The sequence below is a fragment of the Nocardia sp. NPDC004860 genome (assembly GCF_040609015.1).
In the GTDB taxonomy this organism is placed as follows: domain Bacteria; phylum Actinomycetota; class Actinomycetes; order Mycobacteriales; family Mycobacteriaceae; genus Nocardia.
In genome coordinates, this window is the sequence record NZ_JBEXJI010000003.1 from 75,814 (window position 1) to 100,798 (window position 24,985).

Here is a 24,985-nt window from a genome sequence, read left to right on the forward strand (position 1 = left end):
TCATGGCGTGATCGGAGAGTGCGTTCACCGGTAGTCCCGCTACGGCCGGCAGCTGGGTCCCCTGCAGGTGGGTTGTTCGGTGGCGACCGGCCGCAGCGGGTGGCCCGGGAAAGGCGGCTCATTGCGTTCCCGCAGCCCGCTACGAGGCTGCCAATGTCGGTAGCCGTTGCCAACAGCTGTGCCTGCACCACCATCGGCCCACGCTGTCACCGACCGTTCCTGCTGTTCTGACCGCCGCACTCCCACTCGACGGCGGCATCACCGAAGCCTTCACCGTCCCGGAATAGCACTCCACCCGATCATGCTGTGGCCGTGCGACATCGCGGCCTGTCGCTTCCGTGATGACATGATGGCCGTGTGCGCGTACTTGTCACCGGAGCGAATGGTTACCTCGGTCGTGCTGTGGTCGAAGCCCTTCACTCTGTGGGGCACGAGCCCGTCGCGATGGTTCGCGCTCATGGGTCGGCGATTCCGGGCGCAGCCGATGTTCGGGTGGCTGATTTGCTCGACGACAGGGCGGTTCGCGACGCGGTAGACGGAGTAGACGCGATCTGTCACCTCGCCGGGTTGACCCGAGCCCGCGAGTCGGTCGACGAACCATTGCGCTATTTCCGCGTGAATACCACCGGAACGCTCTCGGTGCTCGAAGCCATGGTCGACGCGGGGGTCCGCGGGATCGTTTTTGCTTCGACCGGGGCCATCTATGGCACGCCGGATGTGCAGCCGATGACCGAGGACATCGGTGATGCGCCGCCTCACCCATACGCCGGCAGCAAGCTTGCCGCCGAGCTGGCCATCGAGGCCGTCGCCAGTAGCAAGGCACTGGCGGCAGTCATTGTTCGACTGTCGAATATCGCGGGCGGTGCGGACGGGGATTCGAGTCGGCTGATACCGCGTGCGCTGACCGCTGCATCCGGGCATTCGGCGTTGATCGTCAACGGTGACGGCACCGCCGTTCGTGATTACCTCCACGTCATGGATGCGGCCCGGGCCTTCGTGGCATGTATCGAGCACCTCCCGCCCGTTGGCACCGCTACCCGCTACAACATCGGCAGTGGACGGGGTACGAGTGTGCTCGACGTGGTTGCCGCGGTGGAACGGGTAACCGGCCGACCTGTTGCGCTCCAGCATCGTTCGGCGGCAGCGGAACCTGCGGTATTGATCAACGACCCGACCAAGGCGATGACCGAAATCAGCTGGAAGCCAACATATTCCGATATCGATGACATCGTTCGCGATGAATCGCGAGCGCTTCTGGAAGAATCCTGAACTCCGCCGGTGAGCGAAAAGCCCGGCTTTGACGGCGACATCAAGTCACTTCGGGCGGAGGGGGCCACGCCTTCACCTGGGTGTCGGGGACGCCTATCTCATGAGACGGCACAGCTGGAGGACGATGGTGCCCATGGAGAGCAGACTGATCGAGGTGGAGACGGGCCGTCGCGAGGTTGTCCACGACCTCACATCGCAGTGTGCAGCTTTTCTGCGTGAAACGGCGACGGAATCCGACGGGTTACTTCATGTATTCGTGCCGCACGCAACCGCGGGCATCGCACTGATCGAACTCGGCGCGGGCAGCGACGATGACCTGCTCGCCGCTCTGCAGGACCTGCTGCCCGCCGACGATCGCTGGCGGCACGCACACGGCTCACGCGGACACGGACGCTCACATGTCATGCCCGCGCTGATTGCGCCCTACGCCGGCATTCCGGTGTTGCGCGGCGAAATGGCGCTGGGGACTTGGCAATCGGTCGCCATCGTGGATCTCAATGTCGACAACCCGGTGCGGCACGTGCGGTTGTCGTTCCTGGCCGGCTGAAACGAAGCACCATTCGGCCGTAAGACCACGCATGGCGCTGTCGCGGGCGCTCTGCGTGGTGCTACTTCTGAGCTGACAGGGTGTCCCGGGTCACATCGCTGTTCTGTTACAGGGACGGGGCCGTCGGTGTCTTGTGTTCGTTCGGTGCGCAGCACGGAACATCAGCGGTGCGAACGCCCGCACCGCCGTGATTGCTCCTGCAGAAGAACGGAAATCATCATGAGCAAGGTCTGGTTTGTCACCGGCTCCTCCCGTGGGCTGGGCCGCAACTTCGTCGAGGCCGCCCTGTCCCGCGGCGACAAGGTCGCCGCGACCGCACGAAACGCCGAACACCTTGCCGGATTGGCCGCCACCTACGGTGACGCGGTGCTTCCGCTACAGCTGGACGTGACCGATAGGTCGGCGGTGTTCGCGACCGTGGAGCGCGCCGGAGAACACTTCGGTCGTCTCGACGTCATCGTGAACAATGCGGGTTACGGCGTACTGGGTGCTGTGGAGGAGCTGAGCGAGCAACAGTTGCGAGATCAGTTGGAGACCAACCTGTTCGGTGCGGTCTGGGTTGTTCAGGCGGTGCTGCCGCAGCTGCGCGAGCAGGGTGGCGGGCACATTGTTCAGATCTCCTCGGTCGGCGGCGTGGCCGCGTGGCCGCTCGGTGGCGCCTACCATGCGTCGAAATGGGCGCTGGAAGGTCTCAGCGAGTCTCTCGCGCAGGAGGTTGCGGGCTTCGGCATCAAGGTGACCGTGGTCGAACCGAGCTCGTACGCGACCGAGGGGGCGGCCGGCGCCGTCCACGCCGAGATCGACCCACAGTATGCCGATCTCCGTGCGGCTTTCGCCGCCTACGCGCAGACGCTCGACCAGGGTGACCCGGCCGCTGCGGGGCGGGCGCTGCTCGAGATCGTCGACAGCGACAACCCACCGCTGCGGGTGTTCTTCGGGGCGCAGGGCAACGAGATCGTTCCGCAGGTCTACGCCGACCGGCTGGCGACCTGGGCCGACTGGCACAAGATCGCGATCGAGGCGCAAGGTCACACGCCCGCAGCCTGATTCGTCGACCTGCCCGCGGAAAGGCAACGCCCCCAGCCGAATCGAGAGCGCTTCTCGAGTTGGGAGGGGGCGTTGCCATTCGTGACCATCGTGAATCACGACCGTGCCTGGCGTGGTGACCTGCATCACGTGTTGTTATGTCGAGGTGGCGGGCGGTGTCCCGAGGACATGAGTGAGCACAACAGCAGCTGTACGAAGGTCGTGGTGATCGGTGGCGGCTACGCCGGAACCGTGGCGGCCAACCGTCTGCGGCAGCGCGACGACGTCGAGATCACCGTGGTCAACTCTCGTCCGCGGTTCGTCGAGCGCCTGCGGTTGCATCAGTTCGTGGCCGGAACAGGTGAGGTCGCGATCGACTACGACACGCTGCTCGGTGCGGGCGTGCGGTTGGTGGTCGACGACGCCATTCGAATCGATAGGGCCGCACGGACCGTGGAGTTGGCATCCGGCCGCGCGTTGGACTACGACTACGTCGTCTACGCGGTCGGCAGTACTGCGGCGGTGCCCGCCTCCGTGCCCGGAGCAGTCGAATTCGCCTACCCCATAGCGGAATTGGAGCACGCGGAGCGGCTGCGCGCCGCTATCGCGGGGTTGTCGGCGGCGGCGATCACCGTCGTCGGTGCGGGGCTGACCGGGGTCGAGACGGCGGCCGAGCTCGCCGAACAGGGCCATCGGATCACGCTGGTCTGCGGCGATAGATTGGCCCCGACGTTCTCCGAGCGAGGGCGGCGGTTGGTGGCCACATGGATGGCCAGGAATGGGGTCGAGGTGCTCGAGCGGACGCGGGTGGCCCAGGTCCTGCCGGATGGGGTCGTATTGGCCGACGGCAGGGTGGTACCCGGTACGGCTACCATCTGGACCGCCGGATTCGGTGTTCCGGACCTGGCTGCACGCAGCGGCCTGCCCACCGACGCACTCGGTCGGCTCCTCACCGACGAGACGCTGACCAGCGTCGACGACGACCGGATCGTTGCGGCCGGTGACGCCGCCGCGCCGTCCGGAGTGCCACTGCGGATGAGCTGCCAGGCCGCCGGGCCGCTCGGCGCCACCGCCGCGGACACCGTACTGGCCGGCATCAGCGGAGCTCGGCCCGCAGTGCTGGACCTGGCGTTCCTGGGTTCCAATGTCAGCCTCGGCCGCCGGGCCGGCATCGTGCAGTTCGCCCGCAAGGACGACACCGCGGTGAACGCATACCTCGGCGGCCGTATCGGCGCGCCGATCAAGGAGACGGCCACCAAATGGACGGTGTCGGGAATCCGATGGGAAGCACGCAAGCCCGGCATATTGTTCTGGGCCAAGGGCGGCAGGCGGCTCGAACATCCGGTGAGCGGTGTCGAAGTGGTGACGAACCCGTGAGCACCACCGACGAGCATGCCGAGCGATTCACCCTGTTGCGGCCGCTGCTGTTCACGATCGCCTACGAAATCCTCGGCTCGGTAACAGAATCCGATGATGTGCTGCAGGACAGCTATCTGCGGTGGGCGCGGGTGGATCTCGCGACGGTACGGGACACCAAATCGTTTCTGGCGCAATTGGTGACCCGGCAGGCGCTGAACACGCGGCGGGCCGGCATCCGGCGTCGCGAGGACTATGTCGGCCCATGGCTGCCCGAGCCGTTGCTGGTGACCGAACAGGACGCCGCGACCGATGTCGTGCTGGCCGAATCGGTCTCGATGGGGATGCTGGTGTTGCTGGAAACGCTGAGCCCTGACGAACGAGCGGTGTTCGTCCTGCGCGAGGTGTTCGGCTTCGACTACGACGACATCGCCGCGGCGGTAGGCAAATCCATCGCCGCGGTGCGGCAGATGTCCTACCGGGCCCGCCGGTATGTGCAGGCGCGGCGCAACCGGTTCGGGCCCGTCGACGTCGCGCGCACCGCCGAGCTCACCGAACTGTTCATGACGGCGGCGACGACCGGTGACATGGAGGGCCTGCTGTCGATGCTCGCACCGGATGTCACCTGGACCACCGACAGCGGCGGCAAGGCCACTGCGGTGAGTCAGGTGATGACGGGCGCATCGCAGGTGGCCACGACGCTCATGGCCCTGTTCGGCTCGATGCTGCGCAGACCGGACATCCGGATCGAGCCGGTGACCTGCAACAGCGAGCCCGCGGTGGCCATCTACACCGGCGACCGCCTCGAAGCGGTCCTCTTCCTCGAGCTGGCCGGCGACAGGATCGTCAACGGTTACGGTATCCGCAACCCGGACAAGCTCGCCGCCCTCTCGATCGCGCGCACGATCGCCCGCCGCCCGCTGTAGCGAGCCGTCGCAGCAAACCATTTGTCCTCAGGAGTGAAACATCTTGTCAACCAACAAACTCAGCGAGCTGACCGGTGACTACGTCCTCGATCCAGCCCACACCCGGATCGGCTTCATCGCCCGGCACACAATGGCCACCAAGGTGCGTGGGAACTTCCGAACGTTCGACGGCAACGCGCACCTCGACTTCGACGCACCACCGAGGTCGAGCGGTCGGCTCACGATCCAGGCGAAAAGCATCGACACCGGCAATCGGCAGCGCGACGATCTGGTGGGCAGGAAATTCCTCGGCGTCGACGACCACCCGACGATCACTTTCGTCCTGACCGGGGTGGAACAGTCCGGCGAGGCGAATGTCGAGGTCACCGGTGACTTGACCATGCGTGGCATCACCCGGCCGATCACCATGGAATTCGAGCTGACCGGCGCTCAGACCGAACCGCGCGGCGCCCTCCGGATCGACTTCACCGGCAGCGTCACGATCGACCGCAAGGACTGGGGAGTGCACTGGAAGGCGGCCGCAGGCATGGTCAGCCCGAGGGTGGTGCTGCAGTTCGATGTTGCCGTAATCCGGAAGTCCTGAGCGGAAAGAGAATCGAGTGGACATCGACTCGAATTCGCACCGCCGGCGCCGGTGGTTGGGCGCGCTGTCAACGATGATCGCCCTGTTGCACCTCAACGTGGCGATGCCATTTGCGGTATCCAGTGCGGACAGCCATGCGGATTTGCCGGTTCTCGACGGTGGCCGGTTCGTCGAGACCGCGGTGGCCCGCTTTCATTTCCTGGAGGCGGGTCAGGGGCCGCCCATCGTTCTGCTGCCGGGTGGCACGCTGTGGTCCTACACCTATCGCGACATCATCGGCGCGCTGGCGACCGGCCACACTGTCTATGCGGTCGACCTGCCGGGTTCGGGGTTCACCACGCTGCACGACGCGGATTTCGGATATGACGTGCGGGCCATGACAGAGGCTCTGCGGCAGTTCATGTCGGCGGTCGGAATTGCCCGTGCGTCCGTACTGGCACATTCCCTGAGCGGTTCGGTCGCCGTGGATTTCGCCGCGCGATATCCCTCGCAGGTGGATCAGCTGGTGCTCATCTCACCGCTTGTTCTGGATACCGAGCTCAATGTGAACATGCAGCTGATGCGCACGCCCGTCCTGGGCGAACTGGCTACGCGTGTGATGACCGAGGACATCTACGTGGCGGGACTGCGCGATGCGTATGCGCGCCCCGAGGAACTGACCAGGGACCTGGCGGACACCTATTGGATCCCGCAGAGCCACGACGAGAACCGCACGGCGATGTGGAAGCAGCCGCGCAATCTCGATCTGTCCCAGGTGCAATGGGAAGCAAGCACGATCAGAGCACGCACCCTGATCCTCTGGGGAGAACAGGATCGCGTCATAAACCCATCGCAGGCACCGCAACTCGCACACCTGATCCCCACATCGACGTTGCGAATGCTCGCAGGCGCGGGCCACAACGCCCATGAGGACGATCCCGTCGCGGTCGCCACGGAACTGACCGGATTCCTCAGCTCGGCTTGTTGAGGGCGTCCAGCCGGACCTGGGCAAGCAGTCGGCGCTGCCGGCACCGTGCTTTGATCCCGAACCATCAATCGGTCTTATTCGTCCGATTTCCGCGAGGGCTGATGATGCTGTAAATCGGTCCCTACCAGTGGATTTCAGCAGTGGTGACGTTTGGTTTGACCAGGCTTGGCTCTACTGCAGACGATGCGTGGCCACGAAAGCCCTGGCACGCAAGGGCTTTCGTGGCGGCATTGTTACTTCTGAGCTGAAAGGCTACTCAGGAGACCACCGATCACCGGAATGGACCCCTGTCCCACCGGTCGACTCCGGTGTTATTGCCCGCCGCGCGCAGCGTATCGCGAGTGACTGACATCTATTTCAGATGTGATATCGCCCGAATCGGGGCATGCGAGACGGAGGTGCAGGCGCGGCGGTTTCTATGCCACCGTGGGTTCCTCGTACCGGATTTGGTGCCTGGCGGCGATCGGGTTGATCTTGACCGGGTCGAGGGCGCCGGCGGTGAGCACGGCCGGCCCCGCCTCGATCAGATCCTCCAGATAGCACTCCCAGCCGCCCGGTGACGAGATCTGGATGAGGCGGGGCGGGGGTGTGGAGGCGCGGCGCAAAGCGTGTGGAATGCCGTGGGGGAGTAGGACAAACATTCCGGCGGTGGCGTGCTCGACGCGGTCGTCGAATTCCACCTCGAGTGTGCCGTCGAGCACGTAGATGCATTCGTCGGCCACGTGATGGGTGTGGCGGGGGATATCGCGGGCGAGGGTGACTTCCAGGAGCGAGAAGCGGCCTTCGGTATCGGCGGTGGTGGCCTTCACGGCGAACGCAGGCGGCAGCGGCAGGCGGCCGGGGCGGGCCGCGCCGGCGTCGAGCAGCAGAAATCGATTGTGGGACATGGTGGTACCCTTCGACTCAAGAAAAACGGAACCGGAATCCGGATCCGTTTCGAGTGTAGGTCGGAAGGGGACCCGAGTGTCAAGCCCATCGTCGCCGTCGCGCAAGCCGCGTGCGGACGCCTCACGCAATCGTGACCGCATCCTGGAAGCCGCACGAAACCTGTTCGCGGAGCGGGGAAGCCAGGTCCAACTGCCGGAGGTGGCGCGGGCTGCGGGTGTCGGGATCGGCACCGTGTACCGGCACTTCCCGGCCCAGGCCGACCTGATCGAAGCCGCGGCCGCGCAACGCTTCGCCGAGATCGAGGAGTACGCGCGCACCGAATGTCTGGACCACGCCGAGCCCGGCCGGGCAGTGCTGGATTATCTGACCCATGTCGGCGAAACCCTGGCGGCCGACAGCGGATTGTCCGCCGCCATCGAAGCCGCCCGTCAATCGCGCGGTAGTGAACCGCGCGGCGCGGCACGGGAACAGCTCGCCGAGATCATCGGCGCGCTCATCGAATCCGACCGGGCCGCTGGAACGGTGCGTCCGGACTTGACCGTCGCCGATGTCTACATGGTCGTCGGCGCACTGTCCGCCACCATTCGCTCCGGCAGCGGCGACTGGCGCCGCTTGCTCACCCTGCTGTCCGACGGGCTGCTGATCAAGGCTGTATAGTGAATATTGTTGTGCTGCAAAACTTCTCGACGGGCCTAACAGAATCAGTGTGTCGTTGTCGCGAATCTTGTTGGACTCAGGTCGCTTCCGACGCAGCAGCGCCTGGTTGTTGGCCGACCATAGCTGGTATCTCCCGTCGGGTCGGGAACGAGTTCCCGCCGGCGTCGAGGAACCACAGCGATCCGTGCTGCCGCAGCCCCTTTCAGCCCCCGCCGGATCAGCTCGAAGTAGCACTTCTTTGACCGCAATCGGCGTCCCGCTGAGTGCGTATCGGGGGATGCAAGCGGGTGTGTCCGAGAGCGATTCACCAGCGGTTTCGTAGTGCCCCCGGACGGGCTCGAACCGTCACTTGGCGGATAAGGTGGCACTTCTCGACTGTTGGTGGGGTTGGTCGAAGCTGACGGTGCGCGAATCATGCTCTGTAGCAGCAGATTCGGGCGTTTGTCTGCTTGATCGCATTGCTGTGATTGAAGGTCGCTGCGGGCCGGTCGGGCGGCCGGGACGCCCGCTTTAGGAGAGCCGTCAGCACCCTGATTGTCAGAGTTTCCTGACGTTGGTGCGGGTTTGTCGGTCGAGAAGTTGATCACGCAGTTGGAGATCACCACGTCGATACTGTTGTCGGGCAAAGGAACCGCCTCGATCGTCCCTTCACGAGCTCGACATTGCTCACGCTGGCCTTGGCCGCGTTCTCCCGGGCCAGGGCAAGCATCTCGTCGGTCATATCGACGCCGAACGCCTTACCGGTCTCTCCGACCCGGCGCACGGACAGCAGCACGTCGATGCCGCCGCCGGAGCAGGGTCTCCAGCGCACGTAGATGGTCGAGATCCTGCTGCTGGAGCGCCCACCGCGCGAGCCGCTCCGGATCAGCCCGCGGAACCCGAAGGCGCGGGTACGGCGTCGGGCCCGGTCTCGGCGTGCAGGTATTCGACGCCAACCGGGAAGGTCTGCTCCCGGGTGCCCGGATCCTCGACCCGCCTGTGGTGCCAGCCGTCTTTGTCCATGGTCGACTCGGTGTGGTATCCGCCCGGCTTGTTGTAGCTCGGGCAGTCGGTTTTCACCCGCTCGGTCAGACCGCGGCCGATGCGGCTGCGGGTCTCGTGGACGCCGCCGCCGATCGAGCAGGTCACCCGCGCGGTCACGAAATACACGTCGTCGGTGCTGTTGTGGCAGTAGAAGTCGTCCCCGCACGTAAGCCCCGGGGCCACGTCCCTGGCGTTCCAGGCGCTGGCCTGCGGGGCGAGCACCCCGAGTCCGGCCGAGATCAGGGCGGCGACGCCCAGGCCGACCGTCATCCGTTGCGCCATGCGTATGTCAACTCTCCTTTATCAGCCTGACCCGACACCCACTGTAGCGGCGCATAATTCACGACGGCAGCCCCCGATTTTCAGGGGCGGTCTCCGAGAGTGATTTCGCGCGAACTCAATCCGATCAGCGCGCCACGCGGCAAAATTAGTGCGTTCAGCGGCAAGGTGAAACCGCCGCTGCCTCGCGCTACCAATCTCGGCGCACAGCGGCCTTGGGCCCAGCCACCATGCTCCTCGCTGGCACGTCATCAGCCACGACTGCACCTGCGGCGACCACCGCGTCACGCCCGATGCTGACCCCGGGCAAGATCATCGCCCCTGCACCGATCCATACATTCTCCGCCACATCGATCGGGGCACCGGTGAGGAATCGGCGCCGTTCCTCCGGGTCTACCGGGTGGCCCATGGTGATGAAAGTGGCTTTCGGGCCGATCATCACGCCCCGGCCCAACCGGATACCGGCGTAGTCCAGGAAGGTACACCCCTGATTGATGAACACGCGCTCGGCCAAGTCGAGGTGAAGTCCATGGTCGGTGTAAAAGGGTGGGTAAATCGTGACTCCGGTTGGGAGAGGGCGGCCCAGGATCTGTTCGAGCAGGGCTGTCTTTCCGGTCTCGTCGTCGAAGGGCAGGATGTTGAGCCGGGAGGTCAACTCCGTGACCTGCACAACCCGCTCGTGCATCGCTTTGAACTCGGCACCGAGAACCCGTTCGCCCTGGGCAAGGAGCTCGGAATCGTGGATCAGCATGAAATTATCGCTCGCCATCCCGCCATACTTGCGCATCTGACTGGCGAATGGATGCTCGCTCATCGGCAGAAGCGGACGTTCCGCCGGCGTCGGATCCGCACGGCCAGTTGATCTTCCGATGCCCGGCGTTAGACGGTTCGGTCAGCGCGGTATGCGGCAGAAGCGCGCGTTTCGGGAGAGCTTCTGGCTATGCCGCCGATGTGAGAGCTCATAGGATAAGCGGCTCGTGAAAGGGGGTGGAGATGTCAGTCCGTCAGTGCGGTGGCTTGGGAATGTGCACCCTGACAGGGGATGAAGACGACGACCATTGGGGTGACGTCCACGACGTCCGAGGACTTTTCACATTGCGGGCCGAGGAGGACCGCCGTGAGGTCGACTTGCTGGGTTGTGCCCCACAGGGCAGCCTGCGAAAGTGCCTGGACTCCCGATCTGTAGGCGGAGTCCAGGTCGGCAGCGCTTGGCTCGACGTTCTCGACCGCGACGGTGCATCGATGGGCTCCTATTTCGTTGACAGGATGACGATTACCGCGGCTCGTCCGTCGAGCCTCGGAGCAGGTTTGGTCGATCTCGTTGTCACCCTGTGGTGCAATAACGCGAAGTATGGTGGTGAGTGGGTCTGGAATCTCATCCGCGACGGCCGGCTGAACCGTCGGGATATCTGGCGCGGGCTCGACGCAGAAGACAGGACGGCATTGCTGGCCGTGGCGCTGTGGACGAGTGCGCACCAGCGGCGAGGCAGGCTGGATCATGCCGCAGGCCACGTGTTCACATTGGATGGACAGGCTGTCACTGACATCGACAGCTTCTACTGTGCTCTCGGAGAGGCGATCAACGGCCCTGGGGGCTATTTCGGTTGGAACCTCGATGCTTTGGTGGACTGTCTGCGCGGAGGCTGGGGTGCTACAAGCCCGTTCACGCTGAAATGGCTGCACTCCGATGAGGCGCAGGACCACCTGGCGGCAGACCAGCAGGTGGCCGGCGGGCAAACCCCGTTCGAATTGCTTTTTGGAGATCTTGCAGGAGAAGGGCATCGAGGTCATCTTGCATTGGGTCTCTACCTCGAATGCACTGAATTCGGCAGTAGCGGACGTTCTGCACCGCAACGGGTTCCGGCCGCTGGCGCTCCGCGCTGGCCGGTTCGGTCAGCGCGGAATGCGGCATGGGCGAATATTCACTCGTGCTCGTGTTCGTGTGCCCGAGGAAGAAGGCGGCGCAGGCAACAACCTGCCCGAACCGCCCAATGCGCTGCTCTCCGCGCCGAACGTCACTGACTCCCCTGCGCCGGAGTCGCTTCCGGGAAATGTGGTGCCGCTGTTTGGTCGAAGGTCGGCGGGGTAGTCATGTCCATATTTCAGTAGCAGGCTGTCGGTGCCCGTTGATAGCCTCGTGAGCTGTGGAACAGCGGGAATACCGAACCCCCCTCGTTGCCGAGATGGAGCGACGGAAGGCGCTGATCGAAGTGCTCCCAGGCGCACGCCTCAAAGCGGATCTTGATGCGATGAACCGGTGTTCGTACATCATCGGTGCGAACGGCAAAGAGCTCGCGGATCACGTCGGACAGTTCGTCTCGTCGCGGCAGCACGTGAACGACGTATCGGACACGTACGTCAACGAGCTGGTGCGCTTGCTTCACAACTACCTTGCGTCCGTCACGTCTCTGATCGACGCCCAACGAGTGGTGATGCGCCACCGCTGGCCATCGAAAAACAAGGACGAGAAGTCGGAGTTCGAGAGAAAGGACTACGCGGACCAGCTTCGAGCCACTTTCGCCACGGGCGAAGCTGAGTTCATGGTCAAGCTGCGGAACTACTGCACGCATTACTCTGTGCCGCTTCCAGCCCTCGGCACGACTATCAAGTGGGAGAACGGCGGTCCAGTTATTCACGTCAACACGCTGCAGTTGGACCGTGACAAACTGCTGCGTTGGGACAGCTGGGGTGCCGCGGCGAAGGCATACCTCGAACGTCAGGACGCCCACTTTGACCTGGCTCCGATCATCGAGAGCTACATGAAGTCGGTCCGGAAGTTCTACGAGTGGTTCTGGACCGAGATTGATACGCGGAGCGAAGCTCAGAAAGACGAGTTACGCGCGAGGGCAACAGAATTGCAGCTCTGGCACGATGAGAACAACGTTCGGCCCGATTGGCTCACAGCAGGGCAAGAACAGCCAGCGAATTGGAACCGGGTCGGCCGCCGTGTGATGCGACATCTACGCGCGCAGAAGCGAATCGAAAGGTACGCGCACGGCACTCGAGGATTTTCCGTATCCACCGTCAATTCCGACGGTGAGATCGTCTTTATAAGAGATGACTGGTCACCCCTACCTAATTAGCTTGCTGACAACGCTCTGTATTCAGATTCCCGGCTGTGGCGGAAAAATATGTCCTCAAACTTGGACGCCGATCCAGGAGGCGAACCCCGTGAGGCTGTTGGTCTGCCTGCGCTACACCGCCGCGATGCCGTAGACGGTTTCCCGGACCGAGGGATGTAACCGGGTCTGCTGCGAGGCAACACGCCTCGCCCGATTCAGCGCGTTCAGCGCTTGGTCCGGCTTACCGATCATCAGCCACGCGCGGCTCACGTCCTGCCAGTGGTGCCCCGCACGCGGCGGCGCGATCTCCCTGAGGAGTACGAGGGCCGAGCCTTCGCGCGCAGCCTTCGCGCGCAGCCTTGTCGGGGTCACCCGCCTCCAATGCCACTGCCACAGAATGAATCCCAACGTTCGCCGGACCAAACAATGTGCCGTCTGCGGAGATGTAACCGTGCCGGGATGGCATCGGGGTGGCACGGCAGGCTGTACCGACCTGCCACACCCGTTCCACACTGCGCTGACCAGCACTTTTTCAGTGCCCCCGATCGGGTTCGAACCGATACTTGGCGGATTTTAAGTCCGCTGCCTCTGCCAATTGGGCTACGGGGGCGTCTGGGTCAGACTACCGAGCCGTACGGTCGTGCTGGTAGCAGGTATTTGGGGGGCGGGTCAGGGGGTGGGGGCGATCATGATGGGGGTTTGGACGGAGAGCAGGAGGGATTGGCTGGTGGAGCCGAAGACCTTGCTGACGAAGCCGCCTCGGCCTCGGGTGCCCACCACCAGAAGCTGGGTGCTGGAGGAGAGTTCGAGGAGGGAGCGTTCGGGGCTGTCGTGGGAGGTTTCGCGGTCTATGCGGACGTTCGGGTAGCGCTCCTGCCAGCCGGCCAGGCTCTCGGCGAGGACGTAGTCGTCGAGGGCGTCCATTTCGGGGTCGTCGGAGGCTCCTTCGGCGTGCAGGGCGATGACGGCCACGCCGCGGACCGAGGCTTCGTCGAGGGCCGCCGCGATGGCGGGCTCGCTGATCTTGGTGCCGTCGACGCCGACCAGGATGGGTCGGGTGAGCAGATCGGGGGGGAGGGGGACGCCGTCTCGGACCACGACGAACGGGCAGTGGGAGCGGCGGGCGAGAACCGAGCTGACCGAGCCGAGCAGGGCGCGGCGCAGGGTGCCGCCGCCGCGGGCGCCGGCCACGACCATCCGGGCGTCGCGGGTGCGTTCGAGGAGGGTGGGGACCACGGCGCCGGTGCTCAATTCGGTGGTGACCGTGAGGCCGGGGGAGATCTTGGCGGCTTCCTCGGCGGCGGTTTCCAGTAGCCAGTTGCCGTGTTCCTCCAGGCGGGAGTAGTCCTCGCTGGTGATCGCGGTGCCCAGGCCCAGACCCTGATCAGGGGTGATCTCGAGGACGCGCAGCAGGTGCAGGGGCGCGTGGTGCAGGGCGGCGGTGTGGGCCGCCCAGGCGACGGCCGAACCGGCCGATTCGTCCACGGCGACGATGACGGCTTCCCCTGTCGACATGCTGAGTCCTCTCCCATCGTGAATCACGCGGTGCGGCTGCGGGATAGCTGAGCGGTCGCCATCGACCCTACGCCGACGCGGGCCCGCCGCGGCCGAGCGGCACCGCGATCCGGGTCACGGGAATTCCGGTCAGGTCCCGGACCGGCGGCGGAACACACCCGCGGCCCAGCCGAGGGGTGTACGGGGACTCGGCGGGGCCGCGGGGCCGGGCTGCGAGCAGCCCATGCAGGCATCCTGGTACCTCAACCCACGTTGAGGTCAAGGCCCGGGGGCGGACCGCCGGCTCGGCGGAAGTGCGTGAGGTTTTCGGCGAGGAAGTCATCCAGGGTGCGCGGCGCACGCCCCAGTATGTGGGCCACCACGCCCGTGGGCCGCTCGAGCCGGGTCCGGGCCAGGAGCTGGATCTCTGTCACGTGGGCGGCCAGCCAATCGGGCAGATGCGCCTGCCGAATCAGGTTGTCGCGCAGTGCCTCCGGCGGTACATCGACATAGCGGATCGGACGGCCGAGCAAGCGGGACAGCCGCGCCGCGATCTCCGGATAGCCGAAGACCTCCGCGCCGGTGAGCGTGTGTACCTGCCCCCGGAGTTCGGGCCGGGTCAGCACGGCGGCCGCGACATCCCCGATGTCACGGCAGTCGACCCAGTTGCAGGCCGTGTCGCCCATCGCTCCGACGATGACGCCTTCCGCCAACCCGGGAGCCAGCGTCCGCAGCTTCTGCATGAAGGCGTACGGCCGCAGAATCGTATGCGCGACACCGGACCCGCGCAGCTGCTCCTCGATGGCCCAGTGCCAGCGCGAGATCGCGACGGGGGAGTCCGGTTCGGCGGCGGGCGCGGACAGCTTCACGATGTGTTCCACACCGCTGCTCACCGCCAGATCGATGGCGCGCGTCTCGAACTCGACCTGCCGCGGGCCGTTCACCATGGTGAGGAACAGCTGCGACGCGCCGTCGAACCCCGCGCGCAGCGATTCCGGGTCGGCGGCATCGGCGGCCGCGAACTCCACGCCGCGCACCTCGCCGAGCCGATCTCGCAATCGGGCGGGGTCCCGGCTCAGGGCACGGCACGGCACCCCGAGTTCTCGGAGCCCTTGCAGCGCAGCGCCGCCGGTCTCCCCGGACGCTCCCATCACCACGATCATTCCGATGTCCTTTCGCCTGCCGAAACCAGCCCGGTCAGCACGAGGTCGACGACCCGCTCGGCGTAGTCGCCGGACAGTGGCTCCCGGGTGAGCAGTTTGCGGAAATGAATTGGCGCCGTCAGTATTTCGAGCACCAGCCAGGGGTCCGGAGCCGTCTCCAGCTCGCCGCGTCCGACGGCGCGATCGAGCATCACGCGTGCGCCGTCCAGGCGAACCCGCCAGAATTCCGCGCGGGATTCCGAGAGTTCCGGGTTGTCGCTCGCACTCGCCATGGCCCGCCCGAGCATCGTGCCGAGTGGCGAATCGACGATCGCCACCATGGATCGGTTGAATGCGATCAGGTCCGTGCGCAGTGATCCGGTATCCGGCACGGGCAGGTTCTCCGCGCTGTGCTCGAGCATCGCGTCGAAGATCAGCCGCTCGCGGGTCTTCCAGCGCCGGTAGATCGAGCTCTCGTGCACGCCCGCCCGGGTGGCGACCGCGCCGATGCTCAGCTGGTCGAATCCATTGTCGGCCAGCACTTCCAAGGTCGCGTCCAGCACGGCCTGCCGGACGCGTGCGGAGCGGCCGCCGGTCCGGCGGCGAACTTCGGAATCGGTCACCCGGCAATATTAACGCAAGGAATCTTGCGTTAGATTCGGCCTAGGTCTACCGTCCTAAACGCAACCATCTTTGCGTTAGCGGCAGGAGGATCGAATGGCATTCCACTGGCAGATCGACCCGCAGGACCTTTTCGTCGAGCGATACCCGCAGATGGTGGGTACCGGCCTGCCGCAGGCCGACGTCGACACCACGCGGGCGGCCATCACGGACATGTGGCTCGACGGACCGGGCGGCTGGGTGCACGAATGGTCCACCCTGGCCGGGGGATACGCGTCCACCGGACGGCACCGGCTCGCGGCGCTGGCCTACGGCTGGGCCAAGTTCCCGACCCTGGCCGACGAGTCCAAATGCGCGGCGCTGTCCGAGCAGGTTGATCAATATCTGCTCGCCGCTCCGGATTTCGGCCTCGATTTCACCCGGCTGACCGTCGAGGCTCCCTATCGCGGCGTGCGGATCGACGTCCCGGTGCACCTGCTGACCCCGCCCGGCTGGTCGGCCGCCGACCCCGTTCTGCTGGCCTCCGGCGGCGTCGACTCCTGGAAGATCGACCTGCACTCGCTGTTCGCCGACATGGCCGTGCGTACCGGAATGCGCGTGCTGGCCTTCGACATTCCGGGTACCGGCGAGACACCCGTGCCCATGTCCGCCGACAGCGGCTACGGCGTGGTCCGCGCGATCATCGACCGCGCCCGCACGCTCGGCAATGGCCGGGTCGCGCATCTGGGCATCTCCATGGGCGGCTGGTTCTCCGCCCGCTCCGGCCTGGCCGCCGAGGTGGACGCCGCGATCGTGCTGGGCGGCCCGATCGAGCGTGCCTTCGACCCGGACCGCACCTGGGCCTACGGCATGCGCGGGATCATCGGCAATGCACTGGGTTTCGACACCGAGCCCACCGATGCCGAACTCGCGCAGCGCATGTCCCCGTTCACGCTGCGGCAGTGGCTGGATCGGGACTGGAACGCGCCCATGCTCGTGCTCAACGGCGCGGATGACGTGCACATCCCCGCCGCCGACACCCTGGTCTTCGAGGGCCGCCGCGACACCGCGGTGCACCTGCTCCCGGACACCGGGCACTGTGCGATCACCAAATTGCCGGAGGCGACCCGGATCATGGTCGATTGGCTGGTCTCGACCGCCCCTTGGTGACCAGGCGGGCGGCTCAGGGCCGCCCGGCACCCTCCGGCCACACCACCGTCACGGGCATGTCGCGTCCGCCGGCGGTCGCCACCACATCGGCCGTGCCGCACGGTGAACCCGGAGAACACCTACGCCCGCTGTGCCACGGGCCAGCTCCCGGAACGCTAGGAGGCGTAGCGGGTCTCGGGCATAGCGGACGATTCGCCCCCTGCACGGCCGTGATCAATCCACCCGCACGGCGAGGGTCGCCACCACGGCATCGGTGCGGGCGCGGAGCGCGGCGGTGAGCACCGGCCCGCGCGGATTGTGCAGCAGCCGATGCCACCAGCGGCGCGTCTCGACCTGCGTGAGCAGCACCGTCACCTGGTGGCCCTTGGCCGTCTGCTTGCGCACGTATCCGACCAGCGTGGCCACCAGGCTGCGGTTCGGAGCGGGCAGCACCATGAGCGGCACGCCAGGATCCCACTTCTTCCATTGCGCTCCAAGATGTTTCGCCGAGTCCGGTTCGATGGCCACGGCTACCGCCACCACCTCGCCGTCCAGTCGCAGCGCGGTGGTCAGGGCCTGTTCGGTGAGCGCGCTGACGGCCACCACCGGCACCACGATGAGGCTGGTCTTCGTGCCGGGCGCCGGCGCGGGCGGAATCCGGCCCAGCCCCAGCATCTTCGCGACCTGCGCGTAGTAGTTCTCGGTGCGCGCGAACAGCAGCACCAGGGCGGGGATGATGATCAACAGCAGCCACGCGCCCTCACGGAACTTCTCCAGCATCAGCACCACCCCGGCGACAGCGGTGAGCACCGCGCCGAAACCATTGAGCAGCGCGCGCGGCAGCCAGCCCGGCCCGCGCACTTCGCGCCAGTGCCGCACCAGACCGGTCTGGCTGATGGTGAATCCGATGAACACGCCGATCGCGAACACCGGCAGCAGCCGATGCGTGTCCGCCTTCACGATGAGCAGCACGATCGCCGCCAGGATCGCCAGCGCGGCCACGCCGTAGCGGAACACCGGCCGCTCCGACCGCATGGCGAAGGCATGCGCCACCCGGTGGTCCTTGGCCAGCAGCGAGAGCAGCACCGGCAGCCCGCCGAAACTGGTGTTGGCGGCCAGCACCAGCACCACGGTCACCGCGATATTGGTCAGATAGAACATCCAGCCGGTGCCGAACGCGGCCGCCGAGAGCTGCGCCAGAATCGTCACGTCCCCGCGCGGCACCATGTCGTACTGCCGGATGAGCATCGACAGCCCGATCAGCATGATCCCCAGCAGCGCGCCCAGCGCCATCTCGGTGTGCTGGGCGCGTTTCACCGCGGGCGTGCGGAAGGCGGGCACCGCATTGGCGATGGCCTCGACACCGGTCAGCGCCGAGCAGCCGGCCGAGAACGCCTTGAGCAGCAACACGATTCCCACCGACTCGACCGGCTCCACCGGACCCAGGTCGGTGCCGATGATCGCGACGGGATCGTGGTGCAGGAAGCCGCCGGCGATGACCGCGAAGATGGCCAGTATGAACACGATGGTCGGCCCCATCAGCACCTTGGCCGATTCCGCGATGCCGATCAGGTTCAGCACCGTCAGCACCACCAGCCCGAGCAGCGTCACCAGCAGCAGATGATCGGCCAGGGCGGGGAAGGCACTGGCCAGGCTGGCCGCGCCCGCCGCCAGGCTGACCGCCACGGTCAGCACGTAGTCGACGACCAGGCTGGCCGCCGCCAGCAGCGCGGCCCCGCGCCCGAGATCCTTCTTGGCCACCGCGTACGCGCCGCCGCCATCCGGGTGCACCGCGATGACCTGCCGATACGACAGCACCAGCACGAGCAGCAGCGCCGTGATGGCCAGCGACACCGGAAGCGTCCACGACACCGCCCCGATCCCGGCCGGAATCAGCGCCAGCACAATGGCTTCCGGGCCGTAGGCCACACTCGACAGGGCGTCCAGCGACAGCGCCGCCAGCCCGCCCAGCGCGGTCAGCCGGTAGGCGTCCCCGCGCTGATCGCGGCGCATCCGCCGGTCGACGGTCAGCGGATGCCGCTTCGGAGTCTCGAGTGTCTCGACCACGGCCCTCATTGAACGCGGCCGCCGCCCGCACCTCGCGGTATGACACCGCTTTCCGGCGTATTTTTGCGCGGAGCGGTGAGCAGGCGTCAGCGCCGGGTGAGAGGCGGGCGCAGGCCCAGGTGTTCGCGCAGGGTGACGCCGGTGTAGGCGGTCCGATACGAACCGCGTTCCTGGAGTTCGGGGATCAGCAGGTCCACGATCTCGTCCAGACCAGCCGGAACCCGCCACGGGGTGATGTTGAAGCCGTGGCTCGCGCCGTGCCGCACCCAGCGGGTGAGCTCATCGGCGACCTGCCCCGGCGTGCCCGCGAAACCGAAACGGGCCGTGGTCTCGACGGCCACCTGCCGCAGTGTCAGCCCCTTCGACTCGGCCAGCGCCCGCCACTGCGCCACGATCGCCGCGCGGTCCTGCCCGTCCCGCTGCGCGCCGCGGGTGGACGAAATCACCGACGGCGCCGGATCTTCCGCGGGCAGCGGGCCGTCCGGATCCAGGTGCGACAGATCCCGTCCCCACACCTGCCCCGCCAGCGAGAGCGCCGTCGCGCCGGTGATCTGCTGCTCCAGCACCCAGCGCCGCTTCTCCTCGACCTCGGCGGCGGTCTCGGCCAGCACGATCTGGGTGCCGGGCAGAATCCGGATATCGTCGGCGGGCCGCCCCGCCGCGACGAGCCGGGCACGAATATCGTTCGCGAATTCCAGGGCCGGATCGAAATCGGTGCCGAAGGGGGAGAAGATGACCTCCGCCTGCGCGGCCGCGAAATCGCGACCGGCGGGGGAGACGCCCGCCTGGAAGATCACCGGATGACCTTGCGGACTCCGCGGCACCGTCGGGGTGATCGCGACCTTGAATTGCGCGCTGTCGCGTTCGACCACGCGCACCGCGCCGGGGTGCAGCCAGCTCTCGTGGTCGCGGGTCGCGGCAATGGCATTGCCGGACCAGGCATCCCAGATCTCCCGTGCCAGGCTCAGGAATTCGGCGGCGCGCTCGTAGCGCTGGGTGTGATCCAGGAATCCGCCGCGCCGGAAATTCTCACCGGTCCAGGCATTGTCGGTGGTCACCACATTCCACCCCGCGCGCCCGCCCGACAGCACATCCAGGCTCGCCAGCCGGCGCGCCAGATCGGCGGGCTCGTTGTAGGTGGCATTCTGCGTGGCCACCAGGCCGATTCGCGTGGTGATTCCCGCCAGCGCCGCCAATTGCGTGATGGCGTCGGGCCGTCCGGCGATATCGGTGTCGAGCAGCTGCCCGTCCTGTTCGCGCAGGCGCAGGCCCTCACCCAGGAAGAAGGCGTCGAACAGGCCGCGCTCGGCGGTGGTGGCGACCCGGCGGAAGGTCTCGAAGTCGATCTGCGAACCGCTGCTCGGATCCGCCCAGATGGTGTGGTGGTTGACGCCCTGGAAGAAGACCCCGAAATGCACCTGGGCGTCGGGGAAGGGGACCTCGGTCATCGGGCGAGCTCCTTGACGTAGCGGTTGGCGGGGCGGGCCAGGCCCAGATTCGCGCGCAGCGTCGAACCGGGGACCGGGCGATGAGCGAGACCCGCGCGCAGCAGGGCGGGGAGGACGTAGCGGGCGAGGACGGGAAGGTCCTCGTCGACGACGGCCGGGTGCAGGCGGACGCCGTCGGCGATCGGGGCCAGCTCGGTGAGCCGGGCGGTCAGCTCGGCGTGCGAGCCCGAAAAGGACAGTCGCCCAGTGGATCCGGGGTCGCCGTGACCGTCCAGATCCGTGCGGCGTTCCGCGGCGGTCGCGGTCGGCGTGTCCAGGGTGACCTCGATATCCACGAGTACGCGCGAAACCCCTCCCGCTCGGGCGTTCTCGATCGCCTCGTGAATCTCGGGCAGCGTGGTTCCGCTCACCAGTGCCACGTCGATGCCCTCGGTTCCCGCTGCGCCGTAACCGAATACGACGACCTGTCCCTGTGGCGGCCGGGGCACGATGGCCGGGCCCTTCACCGAAAATGTTTCGCCGATGAAATCGATGTAGTGCAGCTTGTCGCGGTCCAGGAACTTCCCGGCCGCGTAGTCGCGGACGACCGCGTCGTCCTCCCACGAATCCCACAGTCGCCGTGCGACTTCGACGGCATCGACGCGCTCGCGCCGGATCTCGGCCGGGGTCGCGCGGGCGGTGGCGCCCCAGGCCCGCGCCGCACCCGGCTCGTCGACGGCCAGCCAGCCGGCCCGGCCGCGCGCGGCATAGTCCAGCGAGGCCAGCTGCGACGACAGGTGGAACGGCTCCGCGTAGGTCGCCGCCGACACCGGGACCAGGCCGAGGGTGCTGGTGGTGGCCGCGACGAAGGCCGCGCGGGTGGTGGCATCGAGCCGCCCGCCCGGACCGGGCCCGGGGTTCAGGGCATCGTCGAAGGTCGCGAACGTGAAGCCCGCGTTCTCCGCCGCCTGGACCCGGGTGCGCACGGTCTGTGGATGCAATAGACGGTCTGGTTCGTGTCCGGCTCGATGCCACGCGGCGGGGTGGTGACCCTCCCCGTCGAGTTCGATTCCCAACGCGAACAGGCCCGTTCGGTACTCGCTCTCGCTCGCCATGGGTTGGACGATTGTCGAACCGTGCTCCTCCGGCCATGGTTGCCGTCACGGTGATCCGAACCCGCGCTGATTCGGCGGTGATCCAGTTCACAACAGCATCTCTTGCACATACCCCTGGGGGGTATTAACTTGATCTTTTGTAAGGCACCGAAGCAGTTGAGAGGGAAGAGAAATGACCACCCAGGCGCACACCGGACACCACGACCACGCGGCTCACGGCGACCACGCCGCGCATGCGCACCACGCGGCCCCGGTCGACCACACTGCTCATGCCCACCATGCCGATCACGCGGCCCATGCCGGGCACGGCGAACACGCGGCTCATGCGGCCCACGAGGCGCACGGCGCTCACGGTGGCCACGACGACGGCGGCCTGCCGGGCGGACTCCAGATCACCCAGGACGGTTACACCCTCGACCTGGCCGAAAAGGTCGTAGCCGCAGGCGAAATCGAGTTCCGGTTCCGCATCCTGGGCCCGGACGGCCTGCCCGTCAACGACTTCGACGCCATCCACGACAAGGAACTGCACCTGATCGTCGTGCAGCGCGAGCTGACCGGCTTCTGGCACGTGCACCCGGAGCGACAGGCCGACGGCACCTGGACCGTCCGGCTGAACCTGCCCGAGGCGGGCGCCTACCGCGCCTTCACCGACATCGCGCCGCGCGCTCTCGGCAAGACCATCACGCTGGGAGCCGATTTCGCCATCGCGGGCGACTACCGGCCCGGCACCGCGCCGGAACCGCAGCGCACCATCACCGTCGACGGCTACGAGGTCACCCTGGACGGCGATCTGGTTCCCGGCGAGGGCCGCCTGCTCACCCTCACCGTGCGCAAGGACGGTGCGCCCGTCACCGATCTGCAGCCCTACCTGGCGGCCTACGGCCATCTGGTGATCCTGCGCGCCGGCGATCTGGCCTACGTCCATGTGCACCCGAACGGTGAGCCCGGCGACGGCGTCACCGCGCCCGGCCCCGACATCACCTTCCACACCGCCGTTCCCGGCCGCGGCACCTACCGGCTGTTCCTCGATTTCAAGCACGCGGACAAGGTCCGCACCGCCGCCTTCACCCTGCCCACCGTCTGACCCACCGGCCCGGATCGGAGCAGCCATGTGCGACCGCCGATGTCCCCGGAGCGCGACAACCGAACAACGCGGTCCGCAGCGCGGACGACACGCGGAAGGGCATCCGGATGGCTGCCCTTCCTGCTGTCTGCCCAGGTAGAGGCGCCCTCGTGGTCTCTCACAGGGAACTCCCAGCCGACCTGAAGCTCGGTTCGAAACCCGCCGCCTAGGCTCCGCGAGGTCAATCGGAATCTGGGAACACAGGAAGGCGGGTGGCATGTCGACCATCACCAGCGTCGCGGGCGATGCGGCCTCCTCCGGAGGCGGCGACGCCGCCATCGGGGAGGGCAACGCAGCCTTGTCGGAGGGTAGGCGCGCGTCGCGGTGGGCGACGCTGCTCACCTCGCCCGGGCAGCCGCGCTGGGAGCGACCGGCCACCCTGGCGCTGCTGATCGCCACGGCCGTCGTCTACCTGTGGGGCCTCGGCGGCGCGGGCTGGGGTAACGGCTACTACGCCGCCGCCGTGGAGTCCGGCACCCAGAGCTGGAAGGCCCTGCTGTTCGCGTCCCTGGACCCGCAGAACTCCATCACCGTCGACAAGCCGCCCGCAGCCATGTGGGTGATGGGCCTGTCCGGCCGCATCTTCGGCTTCAACTCCTGGTCCATGTTCGCGCCGCAGGCCCTCATGGGCGTGGCCGCGGTCGCGCTGCTCATCGCCGCGGTGCGGCGCTGGGCCGGCCCGGCGGCCGGCCTCATCGCCGGCGCGGCGCTCGCGGTGACCCCGGTGGCGGCCATGATGTTCCGCTTCAACAATCCCGACGCCCTCATGCTCCTGCTGCTGGTGGCCGCCGCGTACTGCACGGTGCGGGCCATCGACGCGCGCGGCGAACGCTTCTGGTCCGGCAGCACCGGCTGGCTGATCGGCGCGGGCGTCCTCATGGGCTTCGGCTTCCTCGCCAAGATGATGCAGGCCTTCCTGGTGCTGCCCGGCCTCGCGCTGGTGGTGCTGGTGGCCGGCGCGGGCGGATGGCGCACGCGCATCACGCAATTGGCGTCCGCGGGCGTGGCCCTGGTGCTGTCCGCGGGCTGGTATGTGGCGCTGGTCGAACTGTGGCCCGCCGGATCCCGGCCCTACATCGGCGGTTCCACCAGCAACAGCCTCTGGGAACTGGCCGTCGACTACAACGGCCTCGGCCGGGTGCTGGGGAACAAGAACGGCGGCGGCCACCGGCCCACGCCGCCCCCGATGCCCACACCGGACCCGGCCCAGCATGCCGACCCGTCCCAGATGCACGGCGGCTTCGGCGGTTTCGGTTCGCAGCCCGGTCTCACCCGCCTGTTCAGCGGTGAGCTCGCCACCGAATTCTCGTGGCTGCTGCCCGCCGCGCTGATCTCGCTGATCGCCGGACTGTGGCTGGCCCGCCGGCTGCCGCGCACCGATCGCGTGCGCGCCGGCCTGCTGCTGTGGGGTGGCTGGCTGCTGGTCACCGGGGCCGTGCTCAGCTACATGAGCCGCAGCTTCCACTCGTACTACGCCATGGAACTGGTGCCGGCGATGGCCGCGCTGATCGGCATCGGCGCGACCCAATTGTGGCGGCGCCGTACGCATCTCGCGGCCCGCGGCACCCTCGCGGTTATGTCGCTCGCCGCCGGCGGGTGGTCGTTCGTGCTGCTGCACCGCACCCCCGAATGGCTGCCGTGGCTGCGCTGGACCCTGGTGGCGCTCTCGGTGGTCGCCGCGGCCGCGTTGCTGGTCGCCCCGAAGCTGCCGCGCTTCGCACTCGCCATCGGCGTATTCGCCCTGCTCGCCGGGCTGCTCGGTCCCACCGTCTATACCCTCGAGACCGTCGCCCAGGTGCACAATGGCGGCAGCCCGACCGCCGGTCCGCCCCGCAGCGAACACGGTGGCGGCCCCGGCCAGCGCGGCGGCGTGGCCGACCCGCAGATCGCCGGCCTCATCGCGGGCAGTGACACCCGTTGGGCCGCAGCCGCTATCGGCGCTCAGGACGTCAGCTCGCTCGAATTGAGCACGGGCAAGGCGCTGCTCGCGGTCGGTGGCTTCAGCGGTCGCGACGATTCACCGACGCTGGCCCAGTTCCAGCAGTACGTCGCCGACCACCAGATCGGCTACCTGCTGGTGCGTCAGCGCGAAGAATCCGGACAGGACAACAACTCTCGGGGTGGCCGGCCGAATGCCGGTCAGCCGAGCAACCCGCAGTCCGGCCTGGGCAATTCGGAGTCGGATCAGTCCACCTCCGCCCAGATCACCGCCTGGGTGAAGGCGAACTACCCGGTCACCATGATGGGCAATGTGGAGGTCTACAACCTCAACCCCTGACCGGGGA

General features: G+C 67.0%; 25 protein-coding genes and 1 tRNA gene. 13 read left to right on the forward strand and 13 right to left on the reverse strand.

Features of this window, described 5'->3' with window-relative positions:
- The first annotated feature begins 357 nt into the window (after positions 1 to 357).
- The 7 genes from ABZV44_RS07955 (at position 358) to ABZV44_RS07985 (ending at position 6,674) form a co-directional block, all read left to right on the forward strand.
- Entirely contained in the window at positions 358 to 1,269 is a 912-nt protein-coding gene (locus ABZV44_RS07955) for an NAD-dependent epimerase/dehydratase family protein (RefSeq protein WP_354833277.1), read from the forward strand.
- 133 nt (positions 1,270 to 1,402) lie between these two features.
- A complete protein-coding gene (locus tag ABZV44_RS07960) occupies positions 1,403 to 1,816 on the forward strand; it encodes a secondary thiamine-phosphate synthase enzyme YjbQ (protein WP_354833279.1) in 414 nt (137 codons plus the stop codon).
- 216 nt (positions 1,817 to 2,032) lie between these two features.
- Positions 2,033 to 2,863, forward strand: a complete 831-nt coding sequence (locus ABZV44_RS07965) for an SDR family NAD(P)-dependent oxidoreductase (RefSeq protein WP_354834050.1) — start codon at positions 2,033 to 2,035, stop codon at positions 2,861 to 2,863.
- 168 nt (positions 2,864 to 3,031) lie between these two features.
- Positions 3,032 to 4,219 carry an FAD-dependent oxidoreductase gene (locus tag ABZV44_RS07970; protein WP_354833281.1) on the forward strand — a complete coding sequence of 396 codons (1,188 nt, stop codon included), beginning with the start codon at positions 3,032 to 3,034 and terminating at the stop codon, positions 4,217 to 4,219.
- Positions 4,216 to 5,124, forward strand: a complete 909-nt coding sequence (gene sigJ / locus ABZV44_RS07975; protein WP_354833283.1) for an RNA polymerase sigma factor SigJ — start codon at positions 4,216 to 4,218, stop codon at positions 5,122 to 5,124. The genes ABZV44_RS07970 and sigJ overlap by 4 nt, the downstream gene beginning before the upstream one ends.
- 43 nt (positions 5,125 to 5,167) lie before the next feature.
- Positions 5,168 to 5,707 (forward strand): YceI family protein, encoded by a 540-nt coding sequence (locus ABZV44_RS07980; RefSeq protein WP_354833285.1) that lies wholly within the window; start codon positions 5,168 to 5,170, stop codon positions 5,705 to 5,707.
- A 16-nt stretch (positions 5,708 to 5,723) separates the two neighbouring features.
- Positions 5,724 to 6,674 carry an alpha/beta hydrolase gene (locus tag ABZV44_RS07985; RefSeq protein ID WP_354833287.1) on the forward strand — a complete coding sequence of 317 codons (951 nt, stop codon included), beginning with the start codon at positions 5,724 to 5,726 and terminating at the stop codon, positions 6,672 to 6,674.
- A gap of 416 nt (positions 6,675 to 7,090) precedes the next feature.
- Here ABZV44_RS07985 and ABZV44_RS07990 read toward each other — a convergent pair whose 3' ends face one another.
- The gene (locus ABZV44_RS07990) at positions 7,091 to 7,561 is read right to left on the reverse strand and encodes a cupin domain-containing protein (protein ID WP_354833289.1); all 471 of its coding nucleotides are present in this window, start codon (positions 7,559 to 7,561) and stop codon (positions 7,091 to 7,093) included.
- Between the two features lie 76 nt (positions 7,562 to 7,637).
- On the opposite strand from ABZV44_RS07990, the gene ABZV44_RS07995 reads away from it, so the two are divergent.
- Positions 7,638 to 8,219, forward strand: coding sequence for a helix-turn-helix domain-containing protein (locus tag ABZV44_RS07995; protein ID WP_354833290.1), 582 nt, complete (start codon positions 7,638 to 7,640; stop codon positions 8,217 to 8,219).
- Positions 8,220 to 8,263: 44 nt separating this feature from the next.
- Here the strand turns inward: ABZV44_RS07995 and ABZV44_RS08000 are convergent, their stop codons facing one another.
- The 4 genes from ABZV44_RS08000 to ABZV44_RS08015 all read right to left on the reverse strand — a co-directional run bounded on the left by ABZV44_RS08000 (position 8,264) and on the right by ABZV44_RS08015 (position 10,335).
- Complete coding sequence (locus ABZV44_RS08000) at positions 8,264 to 8,845, reverse strand: hypothetical protein (RefSeq protein ID WP_354833292.1); 582 nt, start codon at positions 8,843 to 8,845, stop codon at positions 8,264 to 8,266.
- Positions 8,818 to 9,030 carry a methyltransferase domain-containing protein gene (locus ABZV44_RS08005; protein WP_354833294.1) on the reverse strand — a complete coding sequence of 71 codons (213 nt, stop codon included), beginning with the start codon at positions 9,028 to 9,030 and terminating at the stop codon, positions 8,818 to 8,820. The genes ABZV44_RS08000 and ABZV44_RS08005 overlap by 28 nt, the downstream gene beginning before the upstream one ends.
- Positions 9,031 to 9,083: 53 nt before the next feature.
- Positions 9,084 to 9,524: a hypothetical protein gene (locus ABZV44_RS08010; RefSeq protein WP_354833296.1), complete on the reverse strand. Its 441-nt coding sequence runs from the start codon at positions 9,522 to 9,524 to the stop codon at positions 9,084 to 9,086.
- Positions 9,525 to 9,711: 187 nt separating this feature from the next.
- The gene (locus ABZV44_RS08015; RefSeq protein WP_354833298.1) at positions 9,712 to 10,335 is read right to left on the reverse strand and encodes a DapH/DapD/GlmU-related protein; all 624 of its coding nucleotides are present in this window, start codon (positions 10,333 to 10,335) and stop codon (positions 9,712 to 9,714) included.
- A gap of 698 nt (positions 10,336 to 11,033) precedes the next feature.
- On the opposite strand from ABZV44_RS08015, the gene ABZV44_RS08020 reads away from it, so the two are divergent.
- Both ABZV44_RS08020 and ABZV44_RS08025 read left to right on the forward strand, forming a co-directional pair.
- Positions 11,034 to 11,543, forward strand: a complete 510-nt coding sequence (locus tag ABZV44_RS08020; RefSeq protein WP_354834052.1) for a barstar family protein — start codon at positions 11,034 to 11,036, stop codon at positions 11,541 to 11,543.
- Between the two features lie 122 nt (positions 11,544 to 11,665).
- Positions 11,666 to 12,604, forward strand: a complete 939-nt coding sequence (locus ABZV44_RS08025) for a hypothetical protein (protein WP_354833300.1) — start codon at positions 11,666 to 11,668, stop codon at positions 12,602 to 12,604.
- Positions 12,605 to 12,715: 111 nt separating this feature from the next.
- On the opposite strand, the gene ABZV44_RS08030 is transcribed toward ABZV44_RS08025, so the two are convergent.
- The 5 genes from ABZV44_RS08030 to ABZV44_RS08050 all read right to left on the reverse strand — a co-directional run bounded on the left by ABZV44_RS08030 (position 12,716) and on the right by ABZV44_RS08050 (position 15,842).
- Positions 12,716 to 12,955 (reverse strand): hypothetical protein, encoded by a 240-nt coding sequence (locus ABZV44_RS08030; protein WP_354833302.1) that lies wholly within the window; start codon positions 12,953 to 12,955, stop codon positions 12,716 to 12,718.
- Between the two features lie 164 nt (positions 12,956 to 13,119).
- A tRNA-Leu gene (locus ABZV44_RS08035) sits at positions 13,120 to 13,193 on the reverse strand.
- A gap of 59 nt (positions 13,194 to 13,252) precedes the next feature.
- A complete protein-coding gene (locus ABZV44_RS08040) occupies positions 13,253 to 14,098 on the reverse strand; it encodes a universal stress protein (RefSeq protein ID WP_354833304.1) in 846 nt (281 codons plus the stop codon).
- A 242-nt stretch (positions 14,099 to 14,340) separates the two neighbouring features.
- On the reverse strand, positions 14,341 to 15,240 hold the full coding sequence (locus tag ABZV44_RS08045; RefSeq protein ID WP_354833306.1) for an SDR family oxidoreductase: 900 nt from the start codon (positions 15,238 to 15,240) through the stop codon (positions 14,341 to 14,343).
- Complete coding sequence (locus tag ABZV44_RS08050) at positions 15,237 to 15,842, reverse strand: TetR/AcrR family transcriptional regulator (protein WP_354833308.1); 606 nt, start codon at positions 15,840 to 15,842, stop codon at positions 15,237 to 15,239. Before ABZV44_RS08050 ends, ABZV44_RS08045 begins: the two co-directional genes overlap by 4 nt.
- 94 nt (positions 15,843 to 15,936) lie before the next feature.
- Between ABZV44_RS08050 and ABZV44_RS08055 the strand changes: the two genes are divergently transcribed.
- Positions 15,937 to 16,989 carry an alpha/beta fold hydrolase gene (locus tag ABZV44_RS08055; protein WP_354833310.1) on the forward strand — a complete coding sequence of 351 codons (1,053 nt, stop codon included), beginning with the start codon at positions 15,937 to 15,939 and terminating at the stop codon, positions 16,987 to 16,989.
- Positions 16,990 to 17,202: 213 nt separating this feature from the next.
- Here ABZV44_RS08055 and ABZV44_RS08060 read toward each other — a convergent pair whose 3' ends face one another.
- From ABZV44_RS08060 to ABZV44_RS08070, 3 genes are all read right to left on the reverse strand, one after another.
- Positions 17,203 to 18,981: an APC family permease gene (locus ABZV44_RS08060; RefSeq protein WP_354834054.1), complete on the reverse strand. Its 1,779-nt coding sequence runs from the start codon at positions 18,979 to 18,981 to the stop codon at positions 17,203 to 17,205.
- A gap of 140 nt (positions 18,982 to 19,121) precedes the next feature.
- Complete coding sequence (locus tag ABZV44_RS08065; protein WP_354833312.1) at positions 19,122 to 20,483, reverse strand: NtaA/DmoA family FMN-dependent monooxygenase; 1,362 nt, start codon at positions 20,481 to 20,483, stop codon at positions 19,122 to 19,124.
- Positions 20,480 to 21,577 carry an LLM class flavin-dependent oxidoreductase gene (locus ABZV44_RS08070; protein WP_354833313.1) on the reverse strand — a complete coding sequence of 366 codons (1,098 nt, stop codon included), beginning with the start codon at positions 21,575 to 21,577 and terminating at the stop codon, positions 20,480 to 20,482. Before ABZV44_RS08070 ends, ABZV44_RS08065 begins: the two co-directional genes overlap by 4 nt.
- Before the next feature lie 172 nt (positions 21,578 to 21,749).
- On the opposite strand from ABZV44_RS08070, the gene ABZV44_RS08075 reads away from it, so the two are divergent.
- Together ABZV44_RS08075 and ABZV44_RS08080 are read left to right on the forward strand one after the other, a co-directional pair.
- Positions 21,750 to 22,661 carry a hypothetical protein gene (locus ABZV44_RS08075; RefSeq protein ID WP_354833315.1) on the forward strand — a complete coding sequence of 304 codons (912 nt, stop codon included), beginning with the start codon at positions 21,750 to 21,752 and terminating at the stop codon, positions 22,659 to 22,661.
- A 256-nt stretch (positions 22,662 to 22,917) separates the two neighbouring features.
- Complete coding sequence (locus ABZV44_RS08080) at positions 22,918 to 24,978, forward strand: glycosyltransferase family 39 protein (RefSeq protein WP_354833317.1); 2,061 nt, start codon at positions 22,918 to 22,920, stop codon at positions 24,976 to 24,978.
- The last annotated feature ends 7 nt before the right edge of the window (positions 24,979 to 24,985 follow it).